The sequence below is a fragment of the Arcticibacter sp. MXS-1 genome (assembly GCF_041902385.1).
GTDB lineage: Bacteria > Bacteroidota > Bacteroidia > Sphingobacteriales > Sphingobacteriaceae > Arcticibacter.
Genome location: NZ_CP169244.1, coordinates 3,714,959 through 3,739,042 on the forward strand (window position 1 = coordinate 3,714,959; position 24,084 = coordinate 3,739,042).

At 49.5% G+C, this 24,084-nt stretch carries 21 protein-coding genes and 1 pseudogene; 17 read left to right on the forward strand and 5 right to left on the reverse strand.

From position 1 onward, the window contains the following. Positions 1-197 precede the first annotated feature (197 nt). The 8 genes and pseudogenes from nuoH to ACES2C_RS16090 all read left to right on the forward strand — a co-directional run bounded on the left by nuoH (position 198) and on the right by ACES2C_RS16090 (position 9,931). Positions 198-1,234, forward strand: a pseudogene (nuoH, locus tag ACES2C_RS16055) (NADH-quinone oxidoreductase subunit NuoH). 45 nt (positions 1,235-1,279) lie between these two features. Next, positions 1,280-1,870 carry a 4Fe-4S binding protein gene (locus ACES2C_RS16060; RefSeq protein WP_374164086.1) on the forward strand — a complete coding sequence of 197 codons (591 nt, stop codon included), beginning with the start codon at positions 1,280-1,282 and terminating at the stop codon, positions 1,868-1,870. Position 1,871: 1 nt separating this feature from the next. Further along, positions 1,872-2,417 carry an NADH-quinone oxidoreductase subunit J gene (locus ACES2C_RS16065; protein ID WP_374164087.1) on the forward strand — a complete coding sequence of 182 codons (546 nt, stop codon included), beginning with the start codon at positions 1,872-1,874 and terminating at the stop codon, positions 2,415-2,417. Beyond that, positions 2,414-2,719: an NADH-quinone oxidoreductase subunit NuoK gene (nuoK, locus tag ACES2C_RS16070; RefSeq protein ID WP_374164088.1), complete on the forward strand. Its 306-nt coding sequence runs from the start codon at positions 2,414-2,416 to the stop codon at positions 2,717-2,719. Before ACES2C_RS16065 ends, nuoK begins: the two co-directional genes overlap by 4 nt. A gap of 2 nt (positions 2,720-2,721) precedes the next feature. Beyond that, entirely contained in the window at positions 2,722-4,779 is a 2,058-nt protein-coding gene (gene nuoL, locus ACES2C_RS16075; protein WP_374164089.1) for an NADH-quinone oxidoreductase subunit L, read from the forward strand. Then, the gene (locus ACES2C_RS16080) at positions 4,776-6,377 is read left to right on the forward strand and encodes a NuoM family protein (protein WP_374164090.1); all 1,602 of its coding nucleotides are present in this window, start codon (positions 4,776-4,778) and stop codon (positions 6,375-6,377) included. The genes nuoL and ACES2C_RS16080 overlap by 4 nt, the downstream gene beginning before the upstream one ends. A gap of 1 nt (position 6,378) precedes the next feature. Continuing rightward, complete coding sequence (locus tag ACES2C_RS16085; protein WP_374164091.1) at positions 6,379-7,872, forward strand: NADH-quinone oxidoreductase subunit N; 1,494 nt, start codon at positions 6,379-6,381, stop codon at positions 7,870-7,872. A 157-nt stretch (positions 7,873-8,029) separates the two neighbouring features. Continuing rightward, positions 8,030-9,931, forward strand: a complete 1,902-nt coding sequence (locus ACES2C_RS16090; RefSeq protein ID WP_374164092.1) for a class II glutamine amidotransferase — start codon at positions 8,030-8,032, stop codon at positions 9,929-9,931. 337 nt (positions 9,932-10,268) lie between these two features. Here the strand turns inward: ACES2C_RS16090 and ACES2C_RS16095 are convergent, their stop codons facing one another. Next, entirely contained in the window at positions 10,269-10,898 is a 630-nt protein-coding gene (locus ACES2C_RS16095) for a LysE family translocator (protein WP_374164093.1), read from the reverse strand. 145 nt (positions 10,899-11,043) lie between these two features. Here ACES2C_RS16095 and ACES2C_RS16100 point away from each other — a divergent pair, with 145 nt between their 5' ends. Together ACES2C_RS16100 and ACES2C_RS16105 are read left to right on the forward strand one after the other, a co-directional pair. Beyond that, positions 11,044-12,525: an MFS transporter gene (locus ACES2C_RS16100; RefSeq protein WP_374164094.1), complete on the forward strand. Its 1,482-nt coding sequence runs from the start codon at positions 11,044-11,046 to the stop codon at positions 12,523-12,525. Between the two features lie 2 nt (positions 12,526-12,527). Continuing rightward, positions 12,528-12,986 carry a cytidine/deoxycytidylate deaminase family protein gene (locus ACES2C_RS16105; RefSeq protein ID WP_374164095.1) on the forward strand — a complete coding sequence of 153 codons (459 nt, stop codon included), beginning with the start codon at positions 12,528-12,530 and terminating at the stop codon, positions 12,984-12,986. Here ACES2C_RS16105 and ACES2C_RS16110 read toward each other — a convergent pair. Continuing rightward, positions 12,983-13,483 (reverse strand): CinA family protein, encoded by a 501-nt coding sequence (locus ACES2C_RS16110; RefSeq protein WP_374164096.1) that lies wholly within the window; start codon positions 13,481-13,483, stop codon positions 12,983-12,985. The genes ACES2C_RS16105 and ACES2C_RS16110 overlap by 4 nt on opposite strands. 45 nt (positions 13,484-13,528) lie before the next feature. Beyond that, positions 13,529-13,780, reverse strand: a complete 252-nt coding sequence (locus ACES2C_RS16115) for a hypothetical protein (RefSeq protein WP_374164097.1) — start codon at positions 13,778-13,780, stop codon at positions 13,529-13,531. A gap of 60 nt (positions 13,781-13,840) precedes the next feature. Between ACES2C_RS16115 and ACES2C_RS16120 the strand changes: the two genes are divergently transcribed. Together ACES2C_RS16120 and ACES2C_RS16125 are read left to right on the forward strand one after the other, a co-directional pair. Next, on the forward strand, positions 13,841-14,899 hold the full coding sequence (locus ACES2C_RS16120) for a class I fructose-bisphosphate aldolase (RefSeq protein ID WP_374164098.1): 1,059 nt from the start codon (positions 13,841-13,843) through the stop codon (positions 14,897-14,899). Continuing rightward, positions 14,899-15,831 carry a 1-phosphofructokinase family hexose kinase gene (locus tag ACES2C_RS16125; RefSeq protein ID WP_374164099.1) on the forward strand — a complete coding sequence of 311 codons (933 nt, stop codon included), beginning with the start codon at positions 14,899-14,901 and terminating at the stop codon, positions 15,829-15,831. The genes ACES2C_RS16120 and ACES2C_RS16125 overlap by 1 nt, the downstream gene beginning before the upstream one ends. Here the strand turns inward: ACES2C_RS16125 and ACES2C_RS16130 are convergent. Both ACES2C_RS16130 and ACES2C_RS16135 read right to left on the reverse strand, forming a co-directional pair. Continuing rightward, positions 15,812-16,825 carry a Gfo/Idh/MocA family protein gene (locus ACES2C_RS16130; protein ID WP_374164100.1) on the reverse strand — a complete coding sequence of 338 codons (1,014 nt, stop codon included), beginning with the start codon at positions 16,823-16,825 and terminating at the stop codon, positions 15,812-15,814. The two genes, ACES2C_RS16125 and ACES2C_RS16130, sit on opposite strands and share 20 nt — an antisense overlap. 131 nt (positions 16,826-16,956) lie before the next feature. Continuing rightward, positions 16,957-17,871, reverse strand: a complete 915-nt coding sequence (locus ACES2C_RS16135; protein ID WP_374164101.1) for an alpha/beta hydrolase — start codon at positions 17,869-17,871, stop codon at positions 16,957-16,959. 248 nt (positions 17,872-18,119) lie between these two features. Here ACES2C_RS16135 and ACES2C_RS16140 point away from each other — a divergent pair, with 248 nt between their 5' ends. From ACES2C_RS16140 to guaB, 5 genes are all read left to right on the forward strand, one after another. Beyond that, entirely contained in the window at positions 18,120-18,629 is a 510-nt protein-coding gene (locus ACES2C_RS16140; RefSeq protein ID WP_374164102.1) for a hypothetical protein, read from the forward strand. A 100-nt stretch (positions 18,630-18,729) separates the two neighbouring features. Beyond that, positions 18,730-19,542, forward strand: a complete 813-nt coding sequence (locus tag ACES2C_RS16145; protein WP_374164103.1) for an alpha/beta fold hydrolase — start codon at positions 18,730-18,732, stop codon at positions 19,540-19,542. Positions 19,543-19,565: 23 nt separating this feature from the next. Next, complete coding sequence (locus tag ACES2C_RS16150) at positions 19,566-20,621, forward strand: DNA topoisomerase IB (protein ID WP_374164104.1); 1,056 nt, start codon at positions 19,566-19,568, stop codon at positions 20,619-20,621. Between the two features lie 343 nt (positions 20,622-20,964). Next, on the forward strand, positions 20,965-22,446 hold the full coding sequence (locus ACES2C_RS16155; protein WP_374164105.1) for an MFS transporter: 1,482 nt from the start codon (positions 20,965-20,967) through the stop codon (positions 22,444-22,446). Positions 22,447-22,531: 85 nt separating this feature from the next. Beyond that, positions 22,532-24,007, forward strand: a complete 1,476-nt coding sequence (guaB, locus tag ACES2C_RS16160; protein ID WP_374164106.1) for an IMP dehydrogenase — start codon at positions 22,532-22,534, stop codon at positions 24,005-24,007. Positions 24,008-24,084: the final 77 nt, after the last annotated feature.

Sequence of the window (24,084 nt, forward strand, 5' to 3'; positions counted from 1 at the left end):
CAAAAAAGGCCTGCCGATAAAGAAGCCGTTCGGGAAGTAAATTTCCGGGCGGCTTCCTTTTTTATGCAAACCGGCCATTCTTTATCATCGCACTTTCATAAATCATAAAAAAGAAGAATATTCGGCCGTATTTTTTAAGTTTGCAGGTAGTTTAACTTAAATTGAATTTCTATATAACATATATACTAATTGCACTTGTGCTGTTTTCATTCACAGCTCTCTTTGCTTTGTTTGCGGTTTATGCAGAGAGAAAGGTGTCGGCCTTTATTCAGGACAGGATTGGGCCGATTGAGACAGGAAAGTTTGGATCGCTGCAAACCTTTGCGGACATCTTAAAGCTGGTACAGAAGGAATCTATCATTCCCCATGCTGCAGACAAAGTACTCTTTGTTGCCGCTCCGGTCATTATTTTTGTTTCAGTGTACATGGGGTTTGCTGCTCTTCCCTGGGCCGAAGATCTGAGACCCGCCTCGCTTAATATCGGTGTTTTTTATGTTTTTGCCATCGTATCGGTGGAATCGCTGGGTATTCTGATGGCAGGCTGGGGCTCTAATAATAAATACTCGCTTTTGGGAGGAATTCGGTCAGTAGCACAGGTCGTGTCGTACGAGATTCCCGCGGGCATTTGCCTGATTTCAGCGGTGATGCTGGTTCAAAGTCTCGATTTGCATACCATCGGTCAGCATCAGGGGCTTTCATCGGCCGAGCCTCTGAAGTTCCTTGGAATTTGGGACGTCTCCAAAGTCGGGGGCTTCCTTTCCTGGCACATTTTTCAGGCGCCGCACCTGATTATTGCCTACGTAATATACTTTATAGCTTCGCTGGCGGAATGTAACCGCGCTCCTTTTGATATTCCGGAGGCCGAGTCAGAACTTGTTGCCGGCTTTCATACTGAGTATGCAGGTCTTCGCTTCGCCTTTATATTCCTGGCGGAGTATTCGATGATGTTTCTGGTCGGGATGGTAGGTGTGATCCTGTTCCTGGGGGCTGGAATACTCCCTTGCCGAATATAGGGGCATTACGTCTTGCCGACTGGACTACAGGCCTTGTGTGGGGAGTCTTCTGGACAGCGTTTAAGGTATTGCTGATAGTGGGTGCGCAAATGTGGATCCGCTGGACGCTTCCACGCTTAAGGATGGATCAGCTTATGGGGCTTTGCTGGAAAGTGATGACGCCGCTGGCTTTTCTCTGCATGCTGCTTTCGGGGGTATGGCGGCTATGGGTGATGCAATAGTACTTTAGGGTTAAACAGGGCCGGATGGTCCCAGAGTGTTAGGACGTGATTTTAAAAAAGACTATAAGAGCAATTAAAACATCGTGGGAAGGGCTGTCTTTGACTTTGCGCCATTTCTTCGCCGCCGGACATCGCCGTAAAAATATCGACATCAAATCGGATAATTACTTCGCGCAGCAGGAAGGGCTTGTCACCGTACAATATCCTAAAGAAAAGATCCCGGTGCCGGAGGTAGGACGATATCAGCTCCATGTGGAGATTAACGACTGCATCGTTTGCGATCTTTGTGCGAAGGCCTGTCCGGTGGACTGCATCGAAATTGAAAGTATTAAGGCAACGGGACCGATTGGTCAGACCTCAGACGGGAGTACCAAGCGGCTCTATGCTGCCAAGTTCGACATCGATATGGCCAAGTGCCTGTATTGCGGGCTCTGCACCGTGGTCTGCCCCACAGAGTGCATTACCATGACCAATCAGTACGACCGCAGTGTGACGAATGTATCCGAGCTCACTTACAAGTTTTCGGATATGAGTCCGGCGGAGGCAGAGCAGAAGAGAATGGAATTAGCACAGCAGCAGGCAGCCAAACTGGCTGCAAAGGAAGCCGCAGCAAAAGCTGCAAAAAAAGAGGAATAGAATGGCAACAGAACAACTGGTATTTTATTTTTTTGCCGGCGCGGCATTGATATCAGCCTTGCTGGTCGCTACCTTACGAAATATAGTCCGTTCCATCTTTCTTTTCTTTATCACCCTGTTCTCCATGGCTGGTCTTTTTTTACTGACACTGGCCGACTTTGTAGCCATTACACAGGTGGTGGTTTACGTAGGAGGAGTTCTGGTGCTGATGATCTTTGCATTTCTGCTATCTAACCGCGAGCTGCTCAGTGAGCAGCAGGGTGCTAGGCGAACGAAGGGCTGGGGGCTGCACTACCTTCCGGCAATGCTGGTGGCTGTGGTGTTTTTTCTTGTCCTGGCTTCCGTTGTTTATCAGGCCGTTCCTGACGAGCTGGACTGGGTGCAGCAGGCGGGAACCAAGCTGCTGAAGCCATCTGATAATACAGTCCATTACCTTGGCATCAATCTGATGACCCGCTATCTTATTCCCTTTGAAGTGGTATCCATCTTGTTAATGCTTGCCCTGGTAGGAGCTGCTCATCTGGCCAGAAAGGAGAAAGAAGTATGATCCCGCTTTCCGATTTTATGCTGGTTAGTGCCGCCTTGTTTTGTATTGGTCTTTTCGCGGTTCTTTCGAGAAAAAACGCAATCCTCATTCTTATTGGTATCGAGTTTATGCTGAATGCTGCAATCCTCAATTTTGTTGCCTTCAGCAGGTATGATAAATTTGCAGCAGGAGGCCAGACCTTTGCTCTTTTTGCTATTGTTCTGGCAGCTGCAGCTGTGGCTGTTGCTCTTGCAATTATCCTGAATGTTTACAAGTACTATAAGACGGTTGATCCAACCAGGATAGACCAGTTGAAAGATTAGCATTGAACACACTTACGCACCATAGTATTTCCATTATAGCAGTGGCGGCAACCTTGTTACCGCTGCTTAGCTTCTTTGTTTCCCTGCTCTTCCCCGCAAAAACAGGGAAAAGCGGAGTGATGGCTATCACAAACATCGGTGCGAGTCTTGTGCTTTCCGTGCTGGTCTTTATCGCCGTGTGGAACCGTCAGGTTGTTCATGAGCAGGTAGAGTGGTTCACCATCGGGACGTTTACCTTAAAGGTCGGCGTGCTTCTGAACAACATGTCGGTCATGATGATGGTGCTGGTTTCCGGCGTTGCCCTTCTGGTGCATATCTACTCAACACGATACATGCATGGCGACGCGTATCTGCACAGGTACTGGGCCTATCTCGGATTGTTTTGCTTTGCGATGCTCGGACTGGTCATCGCCGATAACCTCTTGCTCATGTATATGGCCTGGGAGCTGGTCGGCTTTTCGTCGTATCTCCTCATCGGTTTCTGGTTTACCAGGGAAGCTGCTGTTCTGGCCAATCGCAAGGCTTTTATTATGAATCGGATCGGCGATATCGGCTTCCTGATCGGGATCATGATTGTCTTTACCCAGTTCGGCACGCTCGATCTTTTTAGCCTTTTCTCGCACGGAGGACTGGTGGATGCCGCAGCGATAAGTCAGGGCAGTTGGATAAGCGCCTCTCACAGTATGCCATCGGTATGGCTGACTGTTGCGGGACTGGCATTTTTTCTCGGGGCTGTAGCTAAGTCGGCTCAGTTTCCCCTGCATACCTGGCTTCCCGACGCAATGGAGGGGCCTACCTCTGTTTCCTCGCTCATTCATGCGGCTACCATGGTTGCCGCGGGCGTATTCCTTCTGGCCCGCATATTTCCTTTGTTCAACGATACTGTCCTGCTGGTGGTCGCGATTAATGGCGGATTCACTGCTTTCATGGCGGCAACGATCGCCCTTGTTCAGAACGATATCAAGCGCATTCTCGCTTTTTCCACTATCTCACAGCTTGGCTTTATGATGGTGGCTATCGGAATTGGGGCTGTTAGTACGGCACTCTTCCATCTGGTTACCCACGCTTTTTTCAAATGTCTTTTGTTCTTGTCGGCAGGCGCTGTGATACATGAACTGGCTCATGTAAGAGACAAGTATCAGCTCCAGTTTGATACTCAGGATATCCGCCTGATGGGAGGGTTGAGGAAGCTAATGCCGCTCACCTTTGCAGCGATGCTTATCGCTTCTCTTGCTCTCATAGGACTTCCTCTTACTTCCGGGTATTTATCGAAGGACGGAATACTGATCCATTCCTTCGAATGGGCCGAAAGTCGCGGCTTCCTCTTTAAGCTTATACCTTACTCGGCGCTCCTTACTTCCTGGCTTACTGCTTTTTATATCTCGCGGCTTATTTTCAAGGTTTTCTTTGGCACACTCCGCCTCAGTCTTCCTGTAAAACCTGAGGCATCTGTACATGAAGCACCTCCGGCAATGAAGTACGTGCTGCTGGCCCTTGCTTGTTTTTGTCTGTTTCCGTTGTTCTCGCTCAATCCCCTTATGTTTGAAGGCTCCTGGCTCCTGAAAGGGTTTCCTGAGCCGGACCAACTGACGCGCGTCAATAGCTATCATACAAACATTCCTGCCCTTGTAAACCTGGTTGCTCTGGTCCTGATCTACTTCGCCTATTTATGGTATGGGAGAGGAGAGAGGACGCTCCCGGGTCGAAATAAGGCTTTAACGGCGTTCTGTTTCAATCAGTGGTACCTGGATCGTTTTTACAGCGCAACAGTCGTCAGAGGCTTCGCAGGCCTTTCAAAAGCCTCATACTGGATCGACAGGCAGATTGTCGACAGGATCGTGAATGGTGCAGGGGAGGCGGGCGTGCTGTTTGCGCGACTGGCACGGTGGACTGACCGGGTAGTAGTGGATGGGTTCGTGAATGCACTGGCCTACCTGGCTGGGCAGGCGGGACAGTTCTTCAGGCATTTTCAAACAGGGCGTCTGCAGCATTATCTGGTCACGATGCTCCTGCTTGTGCTGGCATTTTTTTTATATATCTTTTATAGCGGAACGATATGAGTTTGCTTTCTGTATTAATCTTTCTGCCGCTGCTTGCGGGCGTAATTATCATAGCACTACCGGGTTCCCGGGGCAAGCAGTTCAAATATATCACCCTTTTAACCGTTGCAATCCAACTGCTGATAAGCGCCTATCTGTACCTGCACTTCAATCCCTCTTTGTTTACAGGCGTTAATGCGGCTGAAAAATTTCAGTGGGTGGAGCGTGTGCCCTGGATCAGTATGAACCTGGGACAGTATGGAAGCCTTCAGATCGACTATTTTGTGGGGATCGACGGGCTGTCTATGCCGTTTTTAGTGCTCACTTCACTCGTGATGCTGATTGCTGTTCTGGCGTCCTGGGAGATCAAGGCGAATATCAAGGGTTTCTTTGCCCTTTTTCTGCTGCTTGACACGGCGGTAATGGGCGTATTTTCTGCTCTCGACTTTTTCCTTTTCTATATTTTTTACGAGCTGATGTTACTCCCGCTGTATTTTCTGATCGGAATGTGGGGAGGCGTCAGACGCGAGTATGCAGCCATCAAGTTCTTCCTTTATACTCTTTTCGGTTCCGTCTTTATGCTGCTGGTGCTGATCGGCCTGTACTTTTCAGTTACAGATCCTGGCACGGGGCACCACACCTTCAACATGCTCGCCATGATGGATCCGCACAACTTCTCTGCGGGTTCAATTTTTTCACCAGGTTCTGCACCCGCCCTGCTCGGTATATCGGCCCGCTTACTTGGGTTCATTGTTTTATTTATCGCATTCGCCATCAAGGTCCCCGTTGTGCCTCTGCACACCTGGCTGCCCGATGCGCACGTTGAAGCACCCACTCCGGTTTCGATCATTCTGGCAGGTGTGCTTCTAAAGATCGGAGGCTACGGCATCTTAAGGGTATGCTACAGTATTTTTCCAGATGCAGCGGTTCAGTGTTCCTGGTGGATCGGCCTGATAGGGGCAGTGTCTATCATCTATGGCGGCTTAAATGCACTTGCACAGACCGACCTGAAGCGGATGATCGCTTATTCTTCTGTTTCGCACATGGGATTTGTCCTGCTCGGAACAGCGTCTGTCACCCCTGAGGGCATAAACGGGGCGATGATGCAGATGATCAGCCACGGCTTCTTGTCGTCCATGTTGTTTTTCCTGGTCGGGGTGCTTTACGATCGTGTACACGACCGTCAGATCCCCAACTTCAGGGGCCTTGCGCTCCTGATGCCCCGGTATACTGCTTTTATCATGATCGGCTTTTTTGCATCCCTCGGTCTTCCTGGTTTTTCGGCGTTCATTGCAGAAGCATTTAGCCTTATCGGCGCTTTTACTTCAGAGAACGTCAACGGCTTGCTGCCCCACTGGATGGCAGTCTGCGGATCGGTCGGCATACTTCTTAGTGCCTGTTATTTTCTGTGGACCCTGCAGCGCATGTTCTTCGGCGAAACGAGACTAATGGGGGGAGAGCAATGGCGGCTCGCCCTTACTGACGTGAATGCCCGGGAAACAGTGGCGCTGTCCTTGCTGACCGCCTTTGCACTTCTTCTGGGGATCATGCCCGGACTGGCGCTCGGAAAGATCAATTTTTCTGTTTTGGAGCTAATTCGCCTTATTAATTTGAAGTAAGATGAATGAACTGATACCCGCCCTCGGAGGCTTGCTCGATAACACGTTTCAGGGACTTCCATATCTTCTGCCGGAGCTTATCCTGGTGCTGACCTTCGTTTTAGTGATTCTTGTCGATCTCTTTGCCCCGGGTAAAAGGTCTACAGCCGCCTTTGTTGTGTGTCTGGCAGGGATGACTGCCTCTGTTGCTGCCGGCTTTTTGCCCGTTCCTTCTGAGCATGGGCAACCGACGCTGCTGTTTGGTCATACCCTGTGGGTAGATGGAGCAGGGCGCATCTTTAAGCAGATATTTTATGGCGTAACAATCTTATTTGCAGTCTTCCTGCGTTGCAATTCTGAGATGAAAAGCCATAGCAAGGGGCCGGGCGACTTTTATATCCTGTTGCCGGCAATCCTTTTGTCTCTCAACCTGATGTCAATGGCCTCCAGTCTTCTGCTGGTATACCTCTCTATTGAAATGGTATCAATCGCTTCTTATCTGGCAGTAGGCTACGTGTCGGGGAGCAGCAAGCAGACAGAGGCCGCGATGAAGTATGTACTCTTCGGTTCAGCCTGTTCCGCCGTCATGCTGTACGGCATGTCCATGCTTTACGGCTTTACCGGTACTCTTAATGTAGCTGATCCGGAATTTGTGAGCCGCCTGGCACAGATGCCCGTACTTGCATCGTCTGTCGCGCTCGGCCTGGTGCTGGTAGGAGTGGGGTTTAAGCTGTCTTTTGTGCCCATGCACTTTTGGAGCCCTGATGTCTATGAAGGTGCACCCACTCCGGTGACCGCCTTCTTGTCGACGGGGCCAAAGATTGCCGGTTTCGCCTTGCTTATGCGGCTGATGACGAGCCTTTCAACTGAAGGAGCCTCTGTTTTGGGCTTTAATCTCACTGAGGTGCTTTCATGCCTCGCTATCCTGTCAATGGTGGCAGGCAATTTTGCCGCCCTCTGGCAGGAAAACGTGAAACGCATGCTGGCATATTCATCAATAGGTCATACAGGCTTCATCCTGCTTGCTGTCGTCGCCCATTCTCATGACGGTCTTAAAGCGCTCTTGTTTTATGTGCTGATCTATGCTGTCATGAACATGGCCGCCTTCATGATTGCAGGCAAGATAGAAGAACAATCGGGCGCAACGCGCTTAAGCGATTACCGCGGTCTTGGCAAATACCTGAAGCTCGAGATGGTCTGCTTTACCGTAGTCCTGGTTTCACTCACCGGCCTTCCTCCTTTAGCAGGTTTCATCGCGAAATTTCTCATATTTTCTGCGATTTTCGAGGCCTATACGCGCTCTCATTCGCCTCTGATGATTGCCTTGCTGGTTACGGGAGCCGTCACCACTGTCGTTTCGCTGTTTTACTATTTTAAAATCCCGCTGAATGCCTTTTTGCGCAGCGCGGAAACAGAGCCGGCACTGAGAAAGAAAAGCGACGCACTGACTGTCCTGATGGTGGTGCTTACTGCTCTGCTGCTGCTTTGGGGAGTTTTTCCGGGACTCCTGATCTAGCCTTTTATGCCGGCCAAAGCATCTTGCGGCAGACCGCCGAGATGCTTTTTTTCGTTTTGGTAAAAAAGGCAACCCTTTCACGAAAAAGACGTACAAAACGACTCAGCATTTTCCCAAATCGGCAAAAAGTTCTAATTTTGCGGCTTAGTGATAATCCATGAGTGAATCAATAAAACATGAGTGCGGTATCGCTCTCATTCGTCTCTTAAAACCCCTCTCTTTTTATCAGCAGAAGTACGGTACGGCCCTCTACGGCCTGAACAAGCTGTACCTTTTGATGGAAAAACAGCATAATCGCGGTCAGGATGGAGCAGGTATTGCAACAATTAAGCTTGATGTAACGCCCGGCAACCGCTATATAAGCAGGTACCGCGCCATGGGCTCCAATGCCGTGTCCGAGATCTTTGAATACGTTCAGCGCAAGTTCGCGGATATTCAGCACAGTCCCGAACTCTTTGAGAATGCTGAGTGGCTGAAGGAGAACGTGAGTTTCACGGGCGAAGTATTAATGGGACACCTCAGGTACGGTACGCACGGCAAGAACAGTATAGAGAATTGTCACCCTTTCCTCCGTCAGAATAACTGGATGAGCCGTAACCTGGTCATTGCGGGAAACTTTAACATGACGAACGTCGATGAGCTTCTCGAACAATTATATGAGCTGGGGCAGCATCCTAAAGAAAAGGCCGACACGGTTACCGTTCTGGAAAAGATCGGACATTTCCTCGACTCAGAAGTGCAGTACCTTTTTGATAACTTTAAAGCAGACGGCTACAGCAATGCGGAGATCAGCAGGCTCATAGGCGACCATCTCGACGTTGCCAAGATCCTCAGACGCTCTGCAAAGACCTGGGACGGCGGATACACCATTGAAGGGATCATCGGTCACGGAGATGCGTTTGTTATGAGAGACCCCTCCGGTATCCGGCCTGCATATTATTATATAGACGACGAGATTGCCGTCGTTACCTCCGAAAGGCCTGCTATCCAGACTGCGTTTAATGTTCCGTTTGATGCTGTTAAAGAAATCAAGCCGGGTCATGCGCTCATCATTAAGAAGAACGGCACAATTACCGAGGAACAGTTCAGAGAACCCGAAGAGCAGAAGTCTTGCTCATTCGAGCGGATCTATTTTTCCAGGGGAAGTGACGCCATGATTTACCGTGAACGGAAACAGCTCGGGCGGCTCCTCTGTCCGCAGATCCTCGAGTCTGTAGATCATGACCTGAAGAATACCGTCTTTTCCTTCATCCCCAATACTGCTGAGGTTGCCTTTTACGGAATGGTGGAAGGATTGCATAAATATATCAAGCAGGTGCAGAAAGATACGCTTCTGAACCGCGCTGATAAGATCTCAGATGAAGAACTGGAAGAGATGCTGAGCATGGCTCCGCGCGTGGAGAAGATCGCTATAAAGGACGTCAAACTTCGTACTTTCATTACCCAGGATGCCGACCGTCAGGATATGGTGTCGCATGTGTATGATACCACATACGGACTGGTGAACCGGGGTGACGATAACCTGGTGGTGATAGATGATTCAATTGTCAGGGGAACTACGCTAAAGCAAAGTATACTAAGGATACTCGACCGCCTTGGGCCTAAAAAGATTGTCATCGTTTCTTCGGCTCCTCAGATCCGCTATCCCGACTGTTACGGGATTGACATGTCGCGTATGGGCGAATTCGTTGCCTTTGAAGCTGCGGTCACGCTGCTGAAGGAGACCGGAAGAGAGCATGTGATCTGGGAAACCTACGAGAAATGCCAGGCCTCTCTCAGCATGGATAAAGAAAAGGTGGAGAACTACATAAAGGCGATCTACGAACCGTTCACCTACGAGGAGGTTTCAGATAAGATTGCTCAGATCATCTCTCCCAAAGATCTGAAAGCGGAAGTGAAAGTGATTTACCAGACCCTGGATAACCTGCATAAAGCCTGTCCCGCTCATTTGGGCGACTGGTATTTCTCCGGCAACTATCCTACAGCCGGAGGAAATAAGGTTGTGAACAGGGCCTTCATGAACTGGGTGGAAGGGAAGAATCAGAGAGCATACGTATAAAGCTGCTGACCTGAGAGCCGTCTGGCACGAGCATCCGGATTAAAAGGGCTAAGGGTAACGACAAGGACCTTAAGCTGCAAAAGCGCTCTAATCTCCCGGGGAGATAGTTGAAGATGGGGGCCCTACAAACGGAGCTTAGGCCAGCGGAGTTAAAATCGATAAAAAGAGACGGTACCCTAAAAAAGTGACCCCTGGAGCTGGACAACAGCTCCAGGGGTTCACTTTTTTAGAGGTAAACATACATTTGAGCAGAAACAGGATCTTGTTCCTTAAGTGAAGATCGGGAAGCCAATATGGCGATTAACCCTCAGCCCTGATCTCCTCACAGTGACCGGCCTCAGACAAGCGGCATGTTGAAGACCAGATTGTAGATCAGCTTAAGGGCAAAAATGATAATGAGTGCGCCCGCAACACGGTTCAGCAGGGTGATGGTATTTTCCTTGATCTTGTACCGCAATTTGTTGGCATAATAAGCCTTGAGGGTGTCCATGCTGAACTGGGTGATCAAAATGGATCCGAAAAAGGGAATGATCTGTCCAGGTTTAATCTCCCCTGTAACTGAAATGATTCCGCTGGTCACACTCACCCAGTATAGAAGTAATGAGGGGTTGAAAATGCACATCAGAAAACCCTTCAGGAAGTAGCCGGTATTGCGTTTAGCCGACGTTGTGTTGTCGTAGTTAATCCGGACTTTCTTCAGAAGATAGTAGCAGCCAATGGCCATAAGAACTGAACTGCCTGTAATGCCAATCGGCAGGCGGTACCGGTTTTCAAACTGAATGAACGAAGATCCATAGACCGCTAAGGCTACATAAATGAAATCGCTGGTGACAACTCCCGCAGCAAGCCACATTCCCGCATGGAACCCTCTCTCTATGCTTGTTTTAAGCAGTGCAAAGAAAACCGGACCCGTTACAAAAGAAAGTACTATCCCAAGTCCTACACCAGATATAATTGTTTCGAGCATCTAATTTTCGGTTCGGAATGTGCGAATATCTGATTTTTACAATAAAAAACTGCAAATAATCGGTTATAATAATATTAAGTGCCGTTTTCTTATTCTTAAAAATTTCCCTATGTTAGGCGCTCAATTAACAATATCCTTTTCATCCATGCAAGCAAACCAAACAAAAAACTATGGCTCGGCGCTCTATACGCTGGTCATGGTATTCTTCTTCTGGGGCTTCGTCGCCGCCAGTAATGACATTCTGATCCCGGTGTTTAAAGAACACCTGCACCTGGAGCAGTGGCAATCGATGATGATCGCCTTTGCCTTCTACGTGGCATATACCGTAGGATCGCTGATTTATAACTTTATCTCTAAGCTGACCGGAGGCGACATCCTCAACCGGATCGGCTACAGAAATGGAATAGCCGTTGGTCTCGTCATTTCAGCCCTGGGTACCCTTCTGTTTTATCCCGCAGCTGAATCTGCATCTTTTATGCTGATGATCTCAGGTCTTTTTATAGTAGGTCTGGGCTTTTCCCTGCAACAGACGGCAGCGAACCCGCTGGCAATCGTGATGGGCGATCCCAAGACAGGGGCGCAGCGCCTCAGCCTCACCGGGGGCGTTAATAATTTCGGAACTACCATCGGCCCTATCCTGGTCAGCATGGCTATTTTCGGCTCAGTAGGTACTTCCGGAGTGGCTGTTGCAAGTATCAGCATGGTGAAAGTCCCTTATCTGATCCTGGGCGGCTTATTCATTCTGGTTGCTGTCATTTTCATGTTTTCCTCCATTCCCAATAAGATTGACTCTGTTCAGAATGATCAGGACGAACATGTAGACCCGGCTGACCCTGCCCACCATGCTAAAACTTCTGCCTTTGACTTCCCTCAGCTCGTGATGGGGATGATCGGTATATTTGTCTATGTAGGTGTTGAAGTATCTACTGCGGCTAATTTGCCCGAGTTTATGAAGCAGCACGTGCATACCGGAAACGGTCTGCCATTCCCAACCGATCAGATCGCTCCCTTTGTTTCGTTATACTGGGCCAGCTTAATGATCGGCCGCTGGACTGCCTCTGTCGGAGCTTTTAACCTTTCCGATGGTACAAAGAAGATCATGCGTTTTGTGATGCCGTATATCGCATTTGGAGTATTCCTGCTGATCAACAAGCTCGCCAATCATGATATAACGCCATTTTATATCTACGCCCTGAACATCGTGGTGCTTATTATTGCTGATCTTATGAGCAAGGGCAACCCGGCGAGGCAGCTGCTGATCTTCTCAACGCTGGCCATCGCCGCTTTGTTCATCGGTATGTTCACGGGAGGTATGGTGAGTGTCTACGCATTCATCAGCGTGGGCCTTTTCTGTTCCACTTTGTGGCCTTGTATCTTTACACTCGCCATTTCTGGCCTCGGACGTTATACCAACGCAGGATCCAGCCTTCTGGTCATGATGATCATGGGCGGAGGTATCGTCAGCTTGCTGCAGGGCTATGTTGCTGATGCATTCCTTGGCATTCAATGGTCTTACCTGGTGGGCGTTCTCTGCTTCGCTTATTTAGCCTTCTATGCCTGGAAAGTTAGCGGTATCCTGAAACGCCAGGGTATTGATTTTGATAAACCCGTTACCGGAGGTCATTAAAGATGATTGCTGAAAAACCAAGTTTTGACAGCATATTTATGAGTTTAGCTACCGACCTGGCCCTTCGCTCTCATTGCGTGAAGGCTCAGGTCGGAGCTGTTCTTACCAAAGATACGCGCATCATCTCCATTGGCTACAACGGTCCCCCTGCCGGTACGCACAACTGCGACGATGAGTGGCCTGAAACAGGATGTCCGAGAGATTCGCGCGGCAGCTGCTCACTTGCACTCCATGCTGAGGAGAATGCGATCCTGTACGCAGCCAAGAACGGTGCGGACCTCGAAGGAACAACTCTGTACGTTACGCTGTCACCCTGTCTTCCATGTGCCCGTCTGATTTTTTCATCAGGAATTAAAAGGGTGTTCTTTAAGAGCTCCTATGCGGAGTACAAGGGATTGCTGTCTGATGAAGGGGTCGACTTCCTGAACAGGTTTGGCGTCGAATGCCGCAAGCTGAGCTAATAGCCGCATGCTTTAAGCTCATCCAGCAAAGCCAGTGCCGTAGCATTAATAGTGCTTGCGATAATATCGTCCGGAGCACCTTCGAAAAAGAAGCGGCGCTTCCACTCATGCTTGCCTATAAAGCCGTGCACGAACATCGTCCCGACTGGTTTTTCTTCGTGCTCGCTGCCTCCGGGAGAAGCGAGCCCCGTAAGGGCAATCCTGATATCAGCAGGCAGCAGCTTAGCCAGCCCTTCTGCAAGCAGGCGTGTCACCTCTGCTGACTCTGCCGAATGCTCGTCAATGATGGCCGGGTCGATCTCAAAAAGCGTCTCCTTTACTGATCTGTCGTAACATACGATACTACCCTGAACGATCGTTCCGCATCCGGGCACTGACGTGTAGTCGTAAACAAGCCGCCCTGTTGAGGCGCTTTCAGCAAAAGAGATAGTCAATCCGCTTTCCAGAATTTTAATGGAGGAAGATATAACAGCAGGAGAAGGCATATAGTGTATCAAGTATTGATTTAGAACGGAGCCGGCCTTAGAATGTTTTGCCGGGCCTTATGTGGCCGGCCCTTTTAGTTCCCAGTGGTCTTTAATTATTGCCCCTGTCCGGTCTTTTTTCAGCGTCCGGGCATAGCGTTCCCCCTTAATCGTGCCCTTATCGGTCAGCTTCCCGAAGAAGAGAAGTACCGGATTTCCTTCCTCATCGGTACGAAATGCGATGTCGTTGCCCTTAAACGTGCTGCTGACCATCACAGAGGGCTCGTACTTTTTTGATAATAACTTAATAAGAGGTTCACTGAGTTTCATAAGCAGGGCCTTAATGCCAGAAAGAGACAACAAACAGGTCTTTTACTTTGTTTATACCATATGAGCTATCAGAAAATTCTTGACCTGCTGGGTGACAGCGCTGAAACCCTTTTGCAGCACCGCTGTAACACCATTTCCAAAGATCTTCTTCATGTTCCGTCTCCCGATTTTATCGACAAGGTATTTTCGCAGACGAACAGAAATCCCCAGGTATTGAGAAACCTCGGGACGATCTTTAATCATGGACGTTTATCGGGGACCGGCTATTTGTCTATTCTCCCGATTGATCAGGGCATTGAACACACGGCCGGTGCTTCTTTCGCTCCCAATCCCATGTACTTTGATCCTGAAAACATCATCAGACTGGCCATTGAGGGCGGCTGTAACGCTGTTGCTACCACATTTGGTAATCTGGCCATGATGTCCAGAAAATACGCGCACAAGATTCCATTTATCGTAAAGATCAACCATAACGAGCTGCTCACATATCCCACCAAGTACAACCAGATCATGTTCGGATCGGTGGATGACGCATGGAACCTCGGTGCTGCCGCCGTTGGTGCTACCATTTACTTTGGCTCCGAGGAGTCGAGCCGCCAGATCATCGAAGTTGCAGAAGCATTTGAGCGTGCGCATGAACTGGGCATGCCCTGCATCCTGTGGTGTTACACGCGTAACAATGCATTTAAAAAGGATGGTGTCAATTATGAAGTAGCCGCCGATATAACCGGCCAGGCCAATCACCTCGGTGTCACCATCCAGGCAGATATTATTAAGCAGAAGATGCCTGAGAATAATGGCGGATTTACGGCGATAAATTTCTCCAAGAGTCACCCTCAGATGTATGACAAGCTGGCCTCAGATCACCCTATCGACATGTGCCGGTATCAGGTAGCAAACTGCTACATGGGCAGAGCCGGACTGATCAACTCGGGAGGAGAATCAAAGGGAGCGTCTGACCTTGCTGAATCTGTAAAAACTGCAGTGGTTAACAAGAGAGCGGGAGGAACAGGTTTGATTTTGGGAAGAAGAGCTTTCCAGCGGCCTTTTGATGAAGGAGTTGCTTTTCTGCAGACGATGCAGGATGTCTATTTGGCTAAAGAAATAGATCTTGCGTGATGATTAGAAATATTATAACAATTACCCTTAATCCTACGGTTGACAAGAGCAGCTCTGTCGACCGGATAACACCGGAAAAGAAGCTCCGCTGCGAACAGCCTAAATTCGAGCCCGGGGGAGGAGGGATCAATGTCTCGCGCGGGCTTTCCCGTCTCGGAATTGCTTCAACCGCCTTTTTCCCCTCAGGGGGAAGAACTGGCAAGCTGCTGGAAGAGTTGCTGGCAATGGAAAATGTGACAACTGCTCCTCTTCCTGTTAGCGGTGAAACCAGGGAGAACTTTATAGTAGTAGAAAGCTCAACGAATAACCAGTTCCGTTTCGGCATGCCCGGAGCCGAAATTACAAAAGACGAGCAGGATACCATCTACTCTGCTATCAACGCTCTTGATCCGTTCCCTGATCTGGCGGTGATCAGCGGCAGCATGCCTCCGGGAGTCGATTCTGCATTCCTCAGAAAATTGCTGCGTTCATTTAAAGAGAAGGGCTGTCGCGTGATCCTCGATACCTCAGGAAATGCCCTGAGTGAAGCAATTGAAGAAGGTCCATTCCTCCTTAAGCCCAATATAGGTGAGCTGGCAAGGCTTTCCGGCGTAGAATCGCTCGACAATGACTCCGCTGATGAAGCTGCGCGCGAGCTGATTAGACAGGGCAGGGCAGAAGTGATAGTGGTCTCCATGGGGCCCCATGGTGCCTACCTGGTCACCAAAGACGAAACGCATCATATCTCAGCGCCGGCAGTAAAAAAGCTGAGCACGGTAGGTGCCGGCGACAGCATGGTGGCCGGCATGGTATCAGTACTGGCCTCGGAAGGAAGCTATCTCGATATGGCCCGCATGGGCGTTGCCTGCGGCTCAGCAGCAACGATGAATCCTGGCACTGGCCTGTTCAAAAAAGACGATGCTGAAAGGCTCTTTAAGTGGCTGTCGCGATAAAACAGAAAGGGGGCTTAGCCCCCTTTGCCGTAAACGCATCGATGAGATCCATTACCGTTACGCCGTCCTGACCAGTGCAGGGATTGGCGCCTTCCCCCCGAAAGTATTTTACTACTTCTTCTATCATGGGCTGCTGGATATGAGCAGGCAGTTCAAACTCAACGCGCTCATCCTTCCCCTTGCGCGACAGGATGTAGTAGTTGCCGAATACAGAAAAAGTGATCTTTCCATCAGAGCCTATGATTTCGCAGACGTCTTTGCTCTCCTCAGGAGGAACAGAGAAACACCATAGCCCCTTAAACAGGATATTGTCCTTAAAAACAGCTTCTCCCGACACAATATCGTCGGCCTGATAGGCTCCGGCCTGATTCATTGCCAGCCCGGAAACATGACGCGGATAGCCGAAGAACCAGACCATCAGGTCAAGCTGATGCGGTGCCAGGTCATGGAACAGCCCTCCGCCCGAAATGGCAGGATCCACGCGCCAGTTCTCCTCCGTTTGTGCGATCATGTCCGACTGAAGAGGCTGGAACAGCTCCATTCTGATGAAGCGGATGTCTCCGATGGCGCCCGCACTGAGCAATTCCTTAATCCGTTTAAAAACAGCCAGACCGCGGCGGTAATGGGCTACAGTGAGCGGTACGCCCGCCCGCGAAGCTGCTTCGTTCATTTTAACTGCAGAAGCAGCGGACAATGCTGCCGGCTTCTCCACATAGACCGGCTTTCCTGCTGCCAGCGCTGCCAGTGCATACTGCTCGTGATAGGCCGGCGGGGTAGCGATGTAAATTGCATTTACATCCGGATCGCCAATCAGCTGGTCGGCGTCGCTGTACCAGCGCGGTACTCCATGGCGGCGTGCATAATCTTCAGCTTTGTCAGCATTTCGCCGCATCACCGCAAGGAGTTCCGATGAAGGGGCTTTATTAAAGGCCGGACCGCTTTTTACTTCGGTCACATTTCCACAGCCGATAATTCCCCATTTGATTTTGCTCATTCTTATATTGCTTTTATTCCGGATCAGGACAGGAACTCTCAAAGCGCATAGCTGATCCCTGCCTGCCGGTCATGATTACTGATTTGGCTTCTGCGTCCAGCAGCCGTCATTAGAGGCGTTCTCTCATCCTGTTATTTAATGATCTGAAGGCCTTTTAGCCAATGCTCAATCCGGTCTGTCCAATGATCGGGTGATCTGTCGGGACGAATGCCGAACCCATGGCCTCCTTTAGGGTAGATGTGCATCTCTGCCGACACTTTGTTCTTTACCAGGCTCTCATAGAACGCTATGCTGTTGCCTACCTTTACTGCGTTATCATCAGAAGCGTGAACGAGTAGGGTAGGAGGCGTTTGCGCAGACACCTGACGGTCGTTGGAAAACGCTTCGATCAGCTCTGGCGAAGGCGAGGTTCCGAGCAGGTTATCTCTTGAGCCTTTGTGCATCAGGGTGTCGCTCAGGCTGATAACAGGATAAACGAGCACCATAAAGTCGGGCCTCAGGTTTACACCTTCCTTATTGTCGATGTACGACTTCTGGAAGCGGGTGCCAGCGGTAGAAGCAAGATGCCCTCCGGCTGAAAAGCCAATGATCCCTACCTTGTTGGGGTCGACAGCCCATTCCTTCGCACGCGTTCTCACTGTTTTGATGGCCTGCTGAACGTCCTGAAGAGGCCCGATCGTTTTGTCGCTCATCGTTTTATCAGAAGGCAGGCGGTACTTAAGGATAAAAGCGGAAACTCCCATCTTATTGAACTCTTCGGCGATGTCGGTTCCCTCATTTGTATAGGATACGATATAGTACCCCCCGCCGGGAATAATGACCACTGCTGCACCGTTGGCTTTATCCTTTGGAGCCAGGTGTACTTCGAGTGTTGGTTCAGTTACCTTTCCATACCGGATCATTCCTTGCCCGTCAACATTCTTTTCTTCTTTCTCTGTGTTTTTAATTGTGTTCGGTACTTTGTCCTTATAAAGCGGTATGACCGTTTGCGACTGTCCTTTCATTACAGCGAAGGTGAATAGTAAAGCGATGGTTATTTTGTACATGGCGTTTTTTTAGGGCAATATAAAAATAATTGTTTGCTTACTGACTCTTGTTTTCCTAAAGTCGCGCCAGACCAAAACGAGCCCAACAGGGGACTTGAAACCCCTATTTTCCCCATTTTTCTACGATTTCTCTCCAGCGCCCACTTTTTCAATGCTTCTGTTCGTATCTGTTTGGTACTCTGATAGAAGAATAGAGACTTTTTGTATCGAAAGAAGTTGTTTGGCTCCGTATTTGCGTCTGACAGGACATGATGAGATATTTACTTTTGGTCTTGTTGTTAGCTACCGGAACCTCAATCAAAGCTCAGTACCTCAGTTGGTACATATCTGCTCAGACTGGCAGTTGCAACTATGGTTCTCCTAATATTAACGGGTCGGTTCTTGCGGGCTTCCAAACCGAAGCAGGTCAGCAGTTCTCAGTAGGTCCTGTTATCAAGAGCTATATGTCTAATCAGAGGTTCGGAAATATTGCAGGTCTCAGAGTCTATTCTCAGACAAGCATCAGCGAAAAAGTAAATCTCTACATGCAATGCGATGTGTCTAACGGCACTCAGTTCGCAGCAGTAAGCATGAAATCACCCCTCCGCCTCGAAACAGGTATCGGTATCAACTACATGATCGGCGAGAAGATCGGAGTAGGAGCGGGCTATAACTTCGGCGACTATAACCCCCTCAGCAACATGAGGAAAAGCAGTCCCGCCCTTAAACTTGTATACTTAGTGCCCTTCAAAAGCAACAGCTGGGGCTATTACCGATAAGCGCTCTTTCTAACTATTAAACGCTCTCTCATCTCTCACGCTCAATCGGTTTTTCATCTTCAGAGTTTGATTTTATCACACTCTGCCCTAACTTAGGGTCATGATAGAAAAACAACAGGTTCTGGTAAACGGCCAGAAAGTGTCCTGCCTCACTAAAGAAGCAGAAGATCCAATTGTAACCATTGTTTTTATTCACGGCTTCCCTTTTAGTTCTGCTATCTGGGAGCCGCAACTCCTGGCCCTCCCGGGCAATGTAAAAGGCGTTGCGTATGACATTCGCGGCTTTGGAGACAGTCCGGCCACACACACTTATTTTAGTATTGATCTTTTCGCCAGAGATCTCTCTGCTTTGCTGTCTGCACTTCATATTGAAAAGGCAGTCCTCTGCGGAGTGTCGATGGGCGGATACATTGCCTTGCGAGCCTGTGAAGCGTTTCCCGAACAGGTTGCGGGACTGGTGCTTTGTGACACGAATGCCGCCGCTGATTCCAACGAAGGAAAGCTGAAGCGTTTCGCATCTATTGACCAAATTATGGCGGATAATGTAACTGCCTTTGCCGACCAGTTTGTCGGGGGACTGTTCAGTGAAAAAACGAAGCAAGAAAAGTCCGGAATCGTGAATTTTATTCACGGACTGATTCTCAATACCAGCCCGCACACCCTTTGCGGTACGCAGCTCGCCCTGGCTTCCCGCACTGACTCATCCTCCTCTCTGGCATCAATCAAGGTTCCGGTGATGCTCGTGAGGGGAGCTGATGACCGGCTCAGCACGCAAGAGCAGATCGACTTTATGACGACTCACATCACCGGGGCAGAGAGTCACTCCATTCCCTTTTGCGGCCATCTGCCTAACCTCGAAGATGCACCGGCTTTTAACGCCCTGCTCAGCGCTTTTTTAGCCAAACATTTTTAGCCGAAATTGATTTTACTTGAGCGATGACAGAAACAGAACAATTGCTCGAGGAAAATCACCTTGTCTACGTAAGCGATTCTACAGCAGGGATAAAGCGGGTGCCAGTTGAAGGGGGATTTAAGTACCTCAACAGCAGAGGCGCAGAGGTTACAGATGAAAAGGTGCTCGAACGGATCCGTCGCCTGGTCTTACCGCCGGCCTGGCGCGAGGTCTGGATAGCCACAAAGGCCAACGCCCACCTGCAGGCCACGGGCATTGATCAGGCAGGCAGGAAGCAATACAGATATCATACGCGGTGGTCGCAGCTGCGAAACGAGAACAAGTTCTACCGCCTTCTGGAGTTCGGCAGGAAGCTCCCTGAGTTCAGAAGGAACGTGCTGAAAGACCTGCGCCGCAGGTCGCTCGATCAGCGCAAGGTTCTGGCCATTGCAGTCAACCTCATGCAAAAGACCCTCATCCGGGTAGGGAACGAGTCGTATAAACAATTGTACGGATCCTACGGACTCAGTACGCTGCGCGATAAGCACGTCAAAATAGAAGGGAATAACATGAAGCTGAGCTTCCGGGGAAAGAAGGGCGTCATGCACGAAATCAAATTATCCGACCGCAACCTGGCTAAGCTTGTCAAGCGCTGCCGCGACATCCCCGGGCAGGAACTCTTCCAATACTACACAGCCGACGGCGAACGCTGTTCCATTGATTCCGGGATGATTAATGCGTACATCAAAGAGATCACCGGTTGCGATTTTACGGCTAAAGACTTCCGGACATGGTCAGGCACCCTGGAGGCACTAAGAACCTACGCTGATTTCGAATTCCCCGAATCGGAGACGAAGCGAAAGAAAGTCACCATAGCTGTCCTCGACTCCGTAAGCGGCAAGCTGGGAAATACACGGTCCGTTTGTAAAAAGTACTACGTTTTTCCGGCTCTTACTGAAGCGTATGAGGCAGGTGCGCTATTGCCCTTCCTCAAAAAGGTAAAGAAGAACTCCCTTCTTGCTCCCGATACGGGATTAAATGAGGACGAAAAGGTGCTGCTTTCTTTTCTCAAAAGTGAGAGAAAGAAGAAGGAGGCTTAGATCCGGAAATATACCTGGATAAGTTGCTGCATTCCGCCCATCACGTTCCAAAGCTTCACTTTTATTTTATTATAGTTTTTCATAGTCGCTGATCTTAGTTCTGCTTATCCGAAAGAAAAAACCCTGCCAGCGTCGTTTATTCCCCTATTTTATAGTCATTAACCCGCAAAAACCGTCTCATTTTGTTCCTCGGTGGAGGCATAGGTACCCATCGCGGCCCGTAATTGTCTGTTTAAAAGGACAGTATCTCAGATCGAAATGATCACAATCACGCTTCTTTTTGATTTTTAAGGTAACCGTAGCGCCCTCTTTTACGTTTATTTACCCATTATTTCGGGTACTGATGATAAGTTTAAGGCCGTCGGACAAGTTGACCGACAAGCAGATCGACAAGGGGTTAAGATTAGTAGTTGCAGAAGGCATTGCAACAGAATCAATGGTAGCGTTTACCGGGGGAGCGTTCCTCGTCGCCATGGCCATCCAAATGGGGGCAAGCAACTTTCAGCTCGGCGTGCTGGCAGCCCTGCCAACTTTCAGCAGCATTTTTCAGCTTGTTTCAATCTGGCTGGTTCAAAGGTTTAAAAACAGAAGGGCTGTCGCAGTCTTAAGTAACCTTTGCGCCAGGTTCCCGCTGGTCATCATCGGGCTGCTGCCCTTTCTTTTTTCTGCCGGAACCAGCATCAAAGTGCTGATCTTTTTACTTTTCTTCCATTATTACCTCGGATCTATTGCCGGAGCAAGCTGGAATTCCTGGATGAAGGACCTTATCCCTTCTAACAGACTGGGCTCGTACTTTTCGCACCGGAGCCGCCTTACCCAATCTGTAAGCGTCATCCTCAGCCTCTCGATAGCTCTTTCACTCGACTACATCAAGGCTCGCTTTCCGAACGACATCATGCTCACTTATTCCGTCATGTTCCTTGTTGGCGGTGGTTTTGGTATGCTCAGCGTGTTCCTCTTGTCAAGAACTCCTGAGCCTCAGTCACACATGGTGAGCGATAATATCTTCAAGTTGCTTAAAAAGCCTTTGCTCGACCGTAACTTCAGACGGCTTCTTACTTTCAACAGTTTCTGGGCCTTCTCGCTCAACCTGGCAACTCCTTTCTTTTCGGTATACATGATGAAGACCCTCGGCCTGCCGCTGTCTTACATCATTGCCCTCGGAATTCTTTGCCAGGTGAGCAGCATCCTGTCAATCAGGATGTGGGGACGATATTCTGATCAATACAGCAACAAGACAATTATCAGGATCTGCGCACCGATCTATATCCTCTGCATTGTGGCCTGGGCCTTCGTCGGCATGACTTCCTCAATGCCCGCCATGCTAGGCTTTCTGGCACTCATCAATATCGTTACCGGCTTTTCTACCGCAGGCGCAAACCTTGCCATCGGCAATATCAGCATCAAGCTCGCCCCGCGCGAGGAAGCCATCGTTTATCTTACCGTAAAGAATATCACCATTGCCGTATTCTCCACCATCGCACCGATGATAGGGGGACTCCTGGCCGACTTTTTTGCCTCGCATCAGCTCACCGGCGGCTTCTCCTGGACAGGCGACGGCCATACTTCTATGCTGAACCTTCTCAACCTGCAGGGCTGGAACTTTTTCTTCATCATAGGCGGTGTTTGCGCCATGCTATCACTGCGTGTGCTCGGAAAAGTAAGGGAGCACGGCGAAGTGAACAAAGACAAAGTGGTAGTGGTACTTCGCAGGAAGCTGAGGAAGAATTTTACCCGCGAAGTGAGAAGGGTAGGCCATATCAGCCCGGCCTTTTCGGGTGACCTCATGAAAAAAGTACGACAGCTTTTTCACATGACGCCTTAGCCGCGCTGAGTATTTCTTATTGTATTTTTCAATATCTGAGAAATTTGTCTATATTTGCCCGGCAAATAATAAAATTTATTTGCTCATGCATCTCGATCCCGAAAAATTCGTAGCTGAAGGTCTTACCTACGATGACGTCTTATTAATTCCCGCTTATTCTGAAGTTTTACCCCGCGATGTAGACACCAGTACGTTTCTTACCAAAAAGATCCGTCTGAATGTCCCCGTCATTTCTGCAGCCATGGACACGGTTACAGAAGCCGAGCTGGCAATTGCGATTGCTCAGGCAGGAGGTATTGGAATTCTGCACAAGAATATGACCATGGAGCGTCAGGCAGAGGAAGTCAGGAAAGTAAAACGGTCTGAAAGTGGTATGATCCAGGACCCCATTACACTCCAGGAAGACGCAACCGTAGGCGATGCCTTCAAGATCATGAAGGATTATGGAATTGGTGGAATTCCTGTCGTAAATGCAGAACGCGTCCTGGTGGGGATAATCACCAACCGCGATCTTCGTTTTCAGAAAGACACCACCCTTGCTATCAGTAAGGCAATGACCAAGGATAACCTGATCACGGCCCCCGAAGGAACCACTCTTCTGCAGGCTGAAAGTATCCTTCAGGAATATAAAATTGAAAAATTACCCGTCGTAAATGAGAAGGGTGCCCTCGTCGGACTCATCACCTTTAAAGACATTCAGAAATATAAGAACTACCCGCAGGCGTGTAAAGATGAGCACGGCCGCCTTCGTGTCGGTGCTGCTGTTGGAGTGGCGGGCGACAATCTCGAACGGGTCAAGGCGCTTGTAAACGCAGGAGTAGATGTAGTGACGGTTGATACCGCTCACGGTCACTCGAAAGGTGTCATCGAAATGGTGAAGACCATTAAGCAGCACTTCCCCAGCCTTCAGGTAATCGCAGGAAATATCGGAACCGCCGAAGGCGCAGTAGCGCTGGCAGATGCAGGTGCCGATGCTGTGAAAGTCGGTATCGGTCCGGGTTCTATCTGTACTACCCGCATCATCGCAGGGGTAGGAGTACCGCAGCTCTACGCAGTGTACGAGTGCGCCAAGGCCCTCAGAGGCAGAGGCGTTCCGGTGATTGCCGACGGCGGGATCAAGCAAACAGGGGATATTGTGAAGGCTATTGCCGCCGGAGCCAGTGCCATCATGGCCGGATCCTTATTTGCAGGGGTAGAAGAGTCGCCCGGTGAAACCATCATTTACGAAGGCCGGAAGTTCAAATCGTATCGCGGCATGGGATCTGTCGAAGCGATGCAGAAAGGTTCAAAAGACCGGTACTTCCAGGACGAGACTGATGTAGTGACCAAGCTCGTTCCCGAAGGTATCGTCGGACGGGTGCCCTACAAAGGTACTCTCGCTGAAGTGATCTATCAGTATATCGGCGGACTGCGTGCAGGAATGCACTATTGCGGAGCTGCAACCATCGAGGATCTGCAGAACGCCAGATTCGTCAGAATTACAGCTGCCGGAATGCGCGAAAGCCATCCGCATGATATCACCATTACCAAAGAAGCACCGAATTATACCAGCAGCCGCTAGACTGCCTGAGCATAAAGAGACCAAAAAAAGAGGCTGATCAGCAATGATTTCAGCCTCTTTTCTGTTTATATATGACG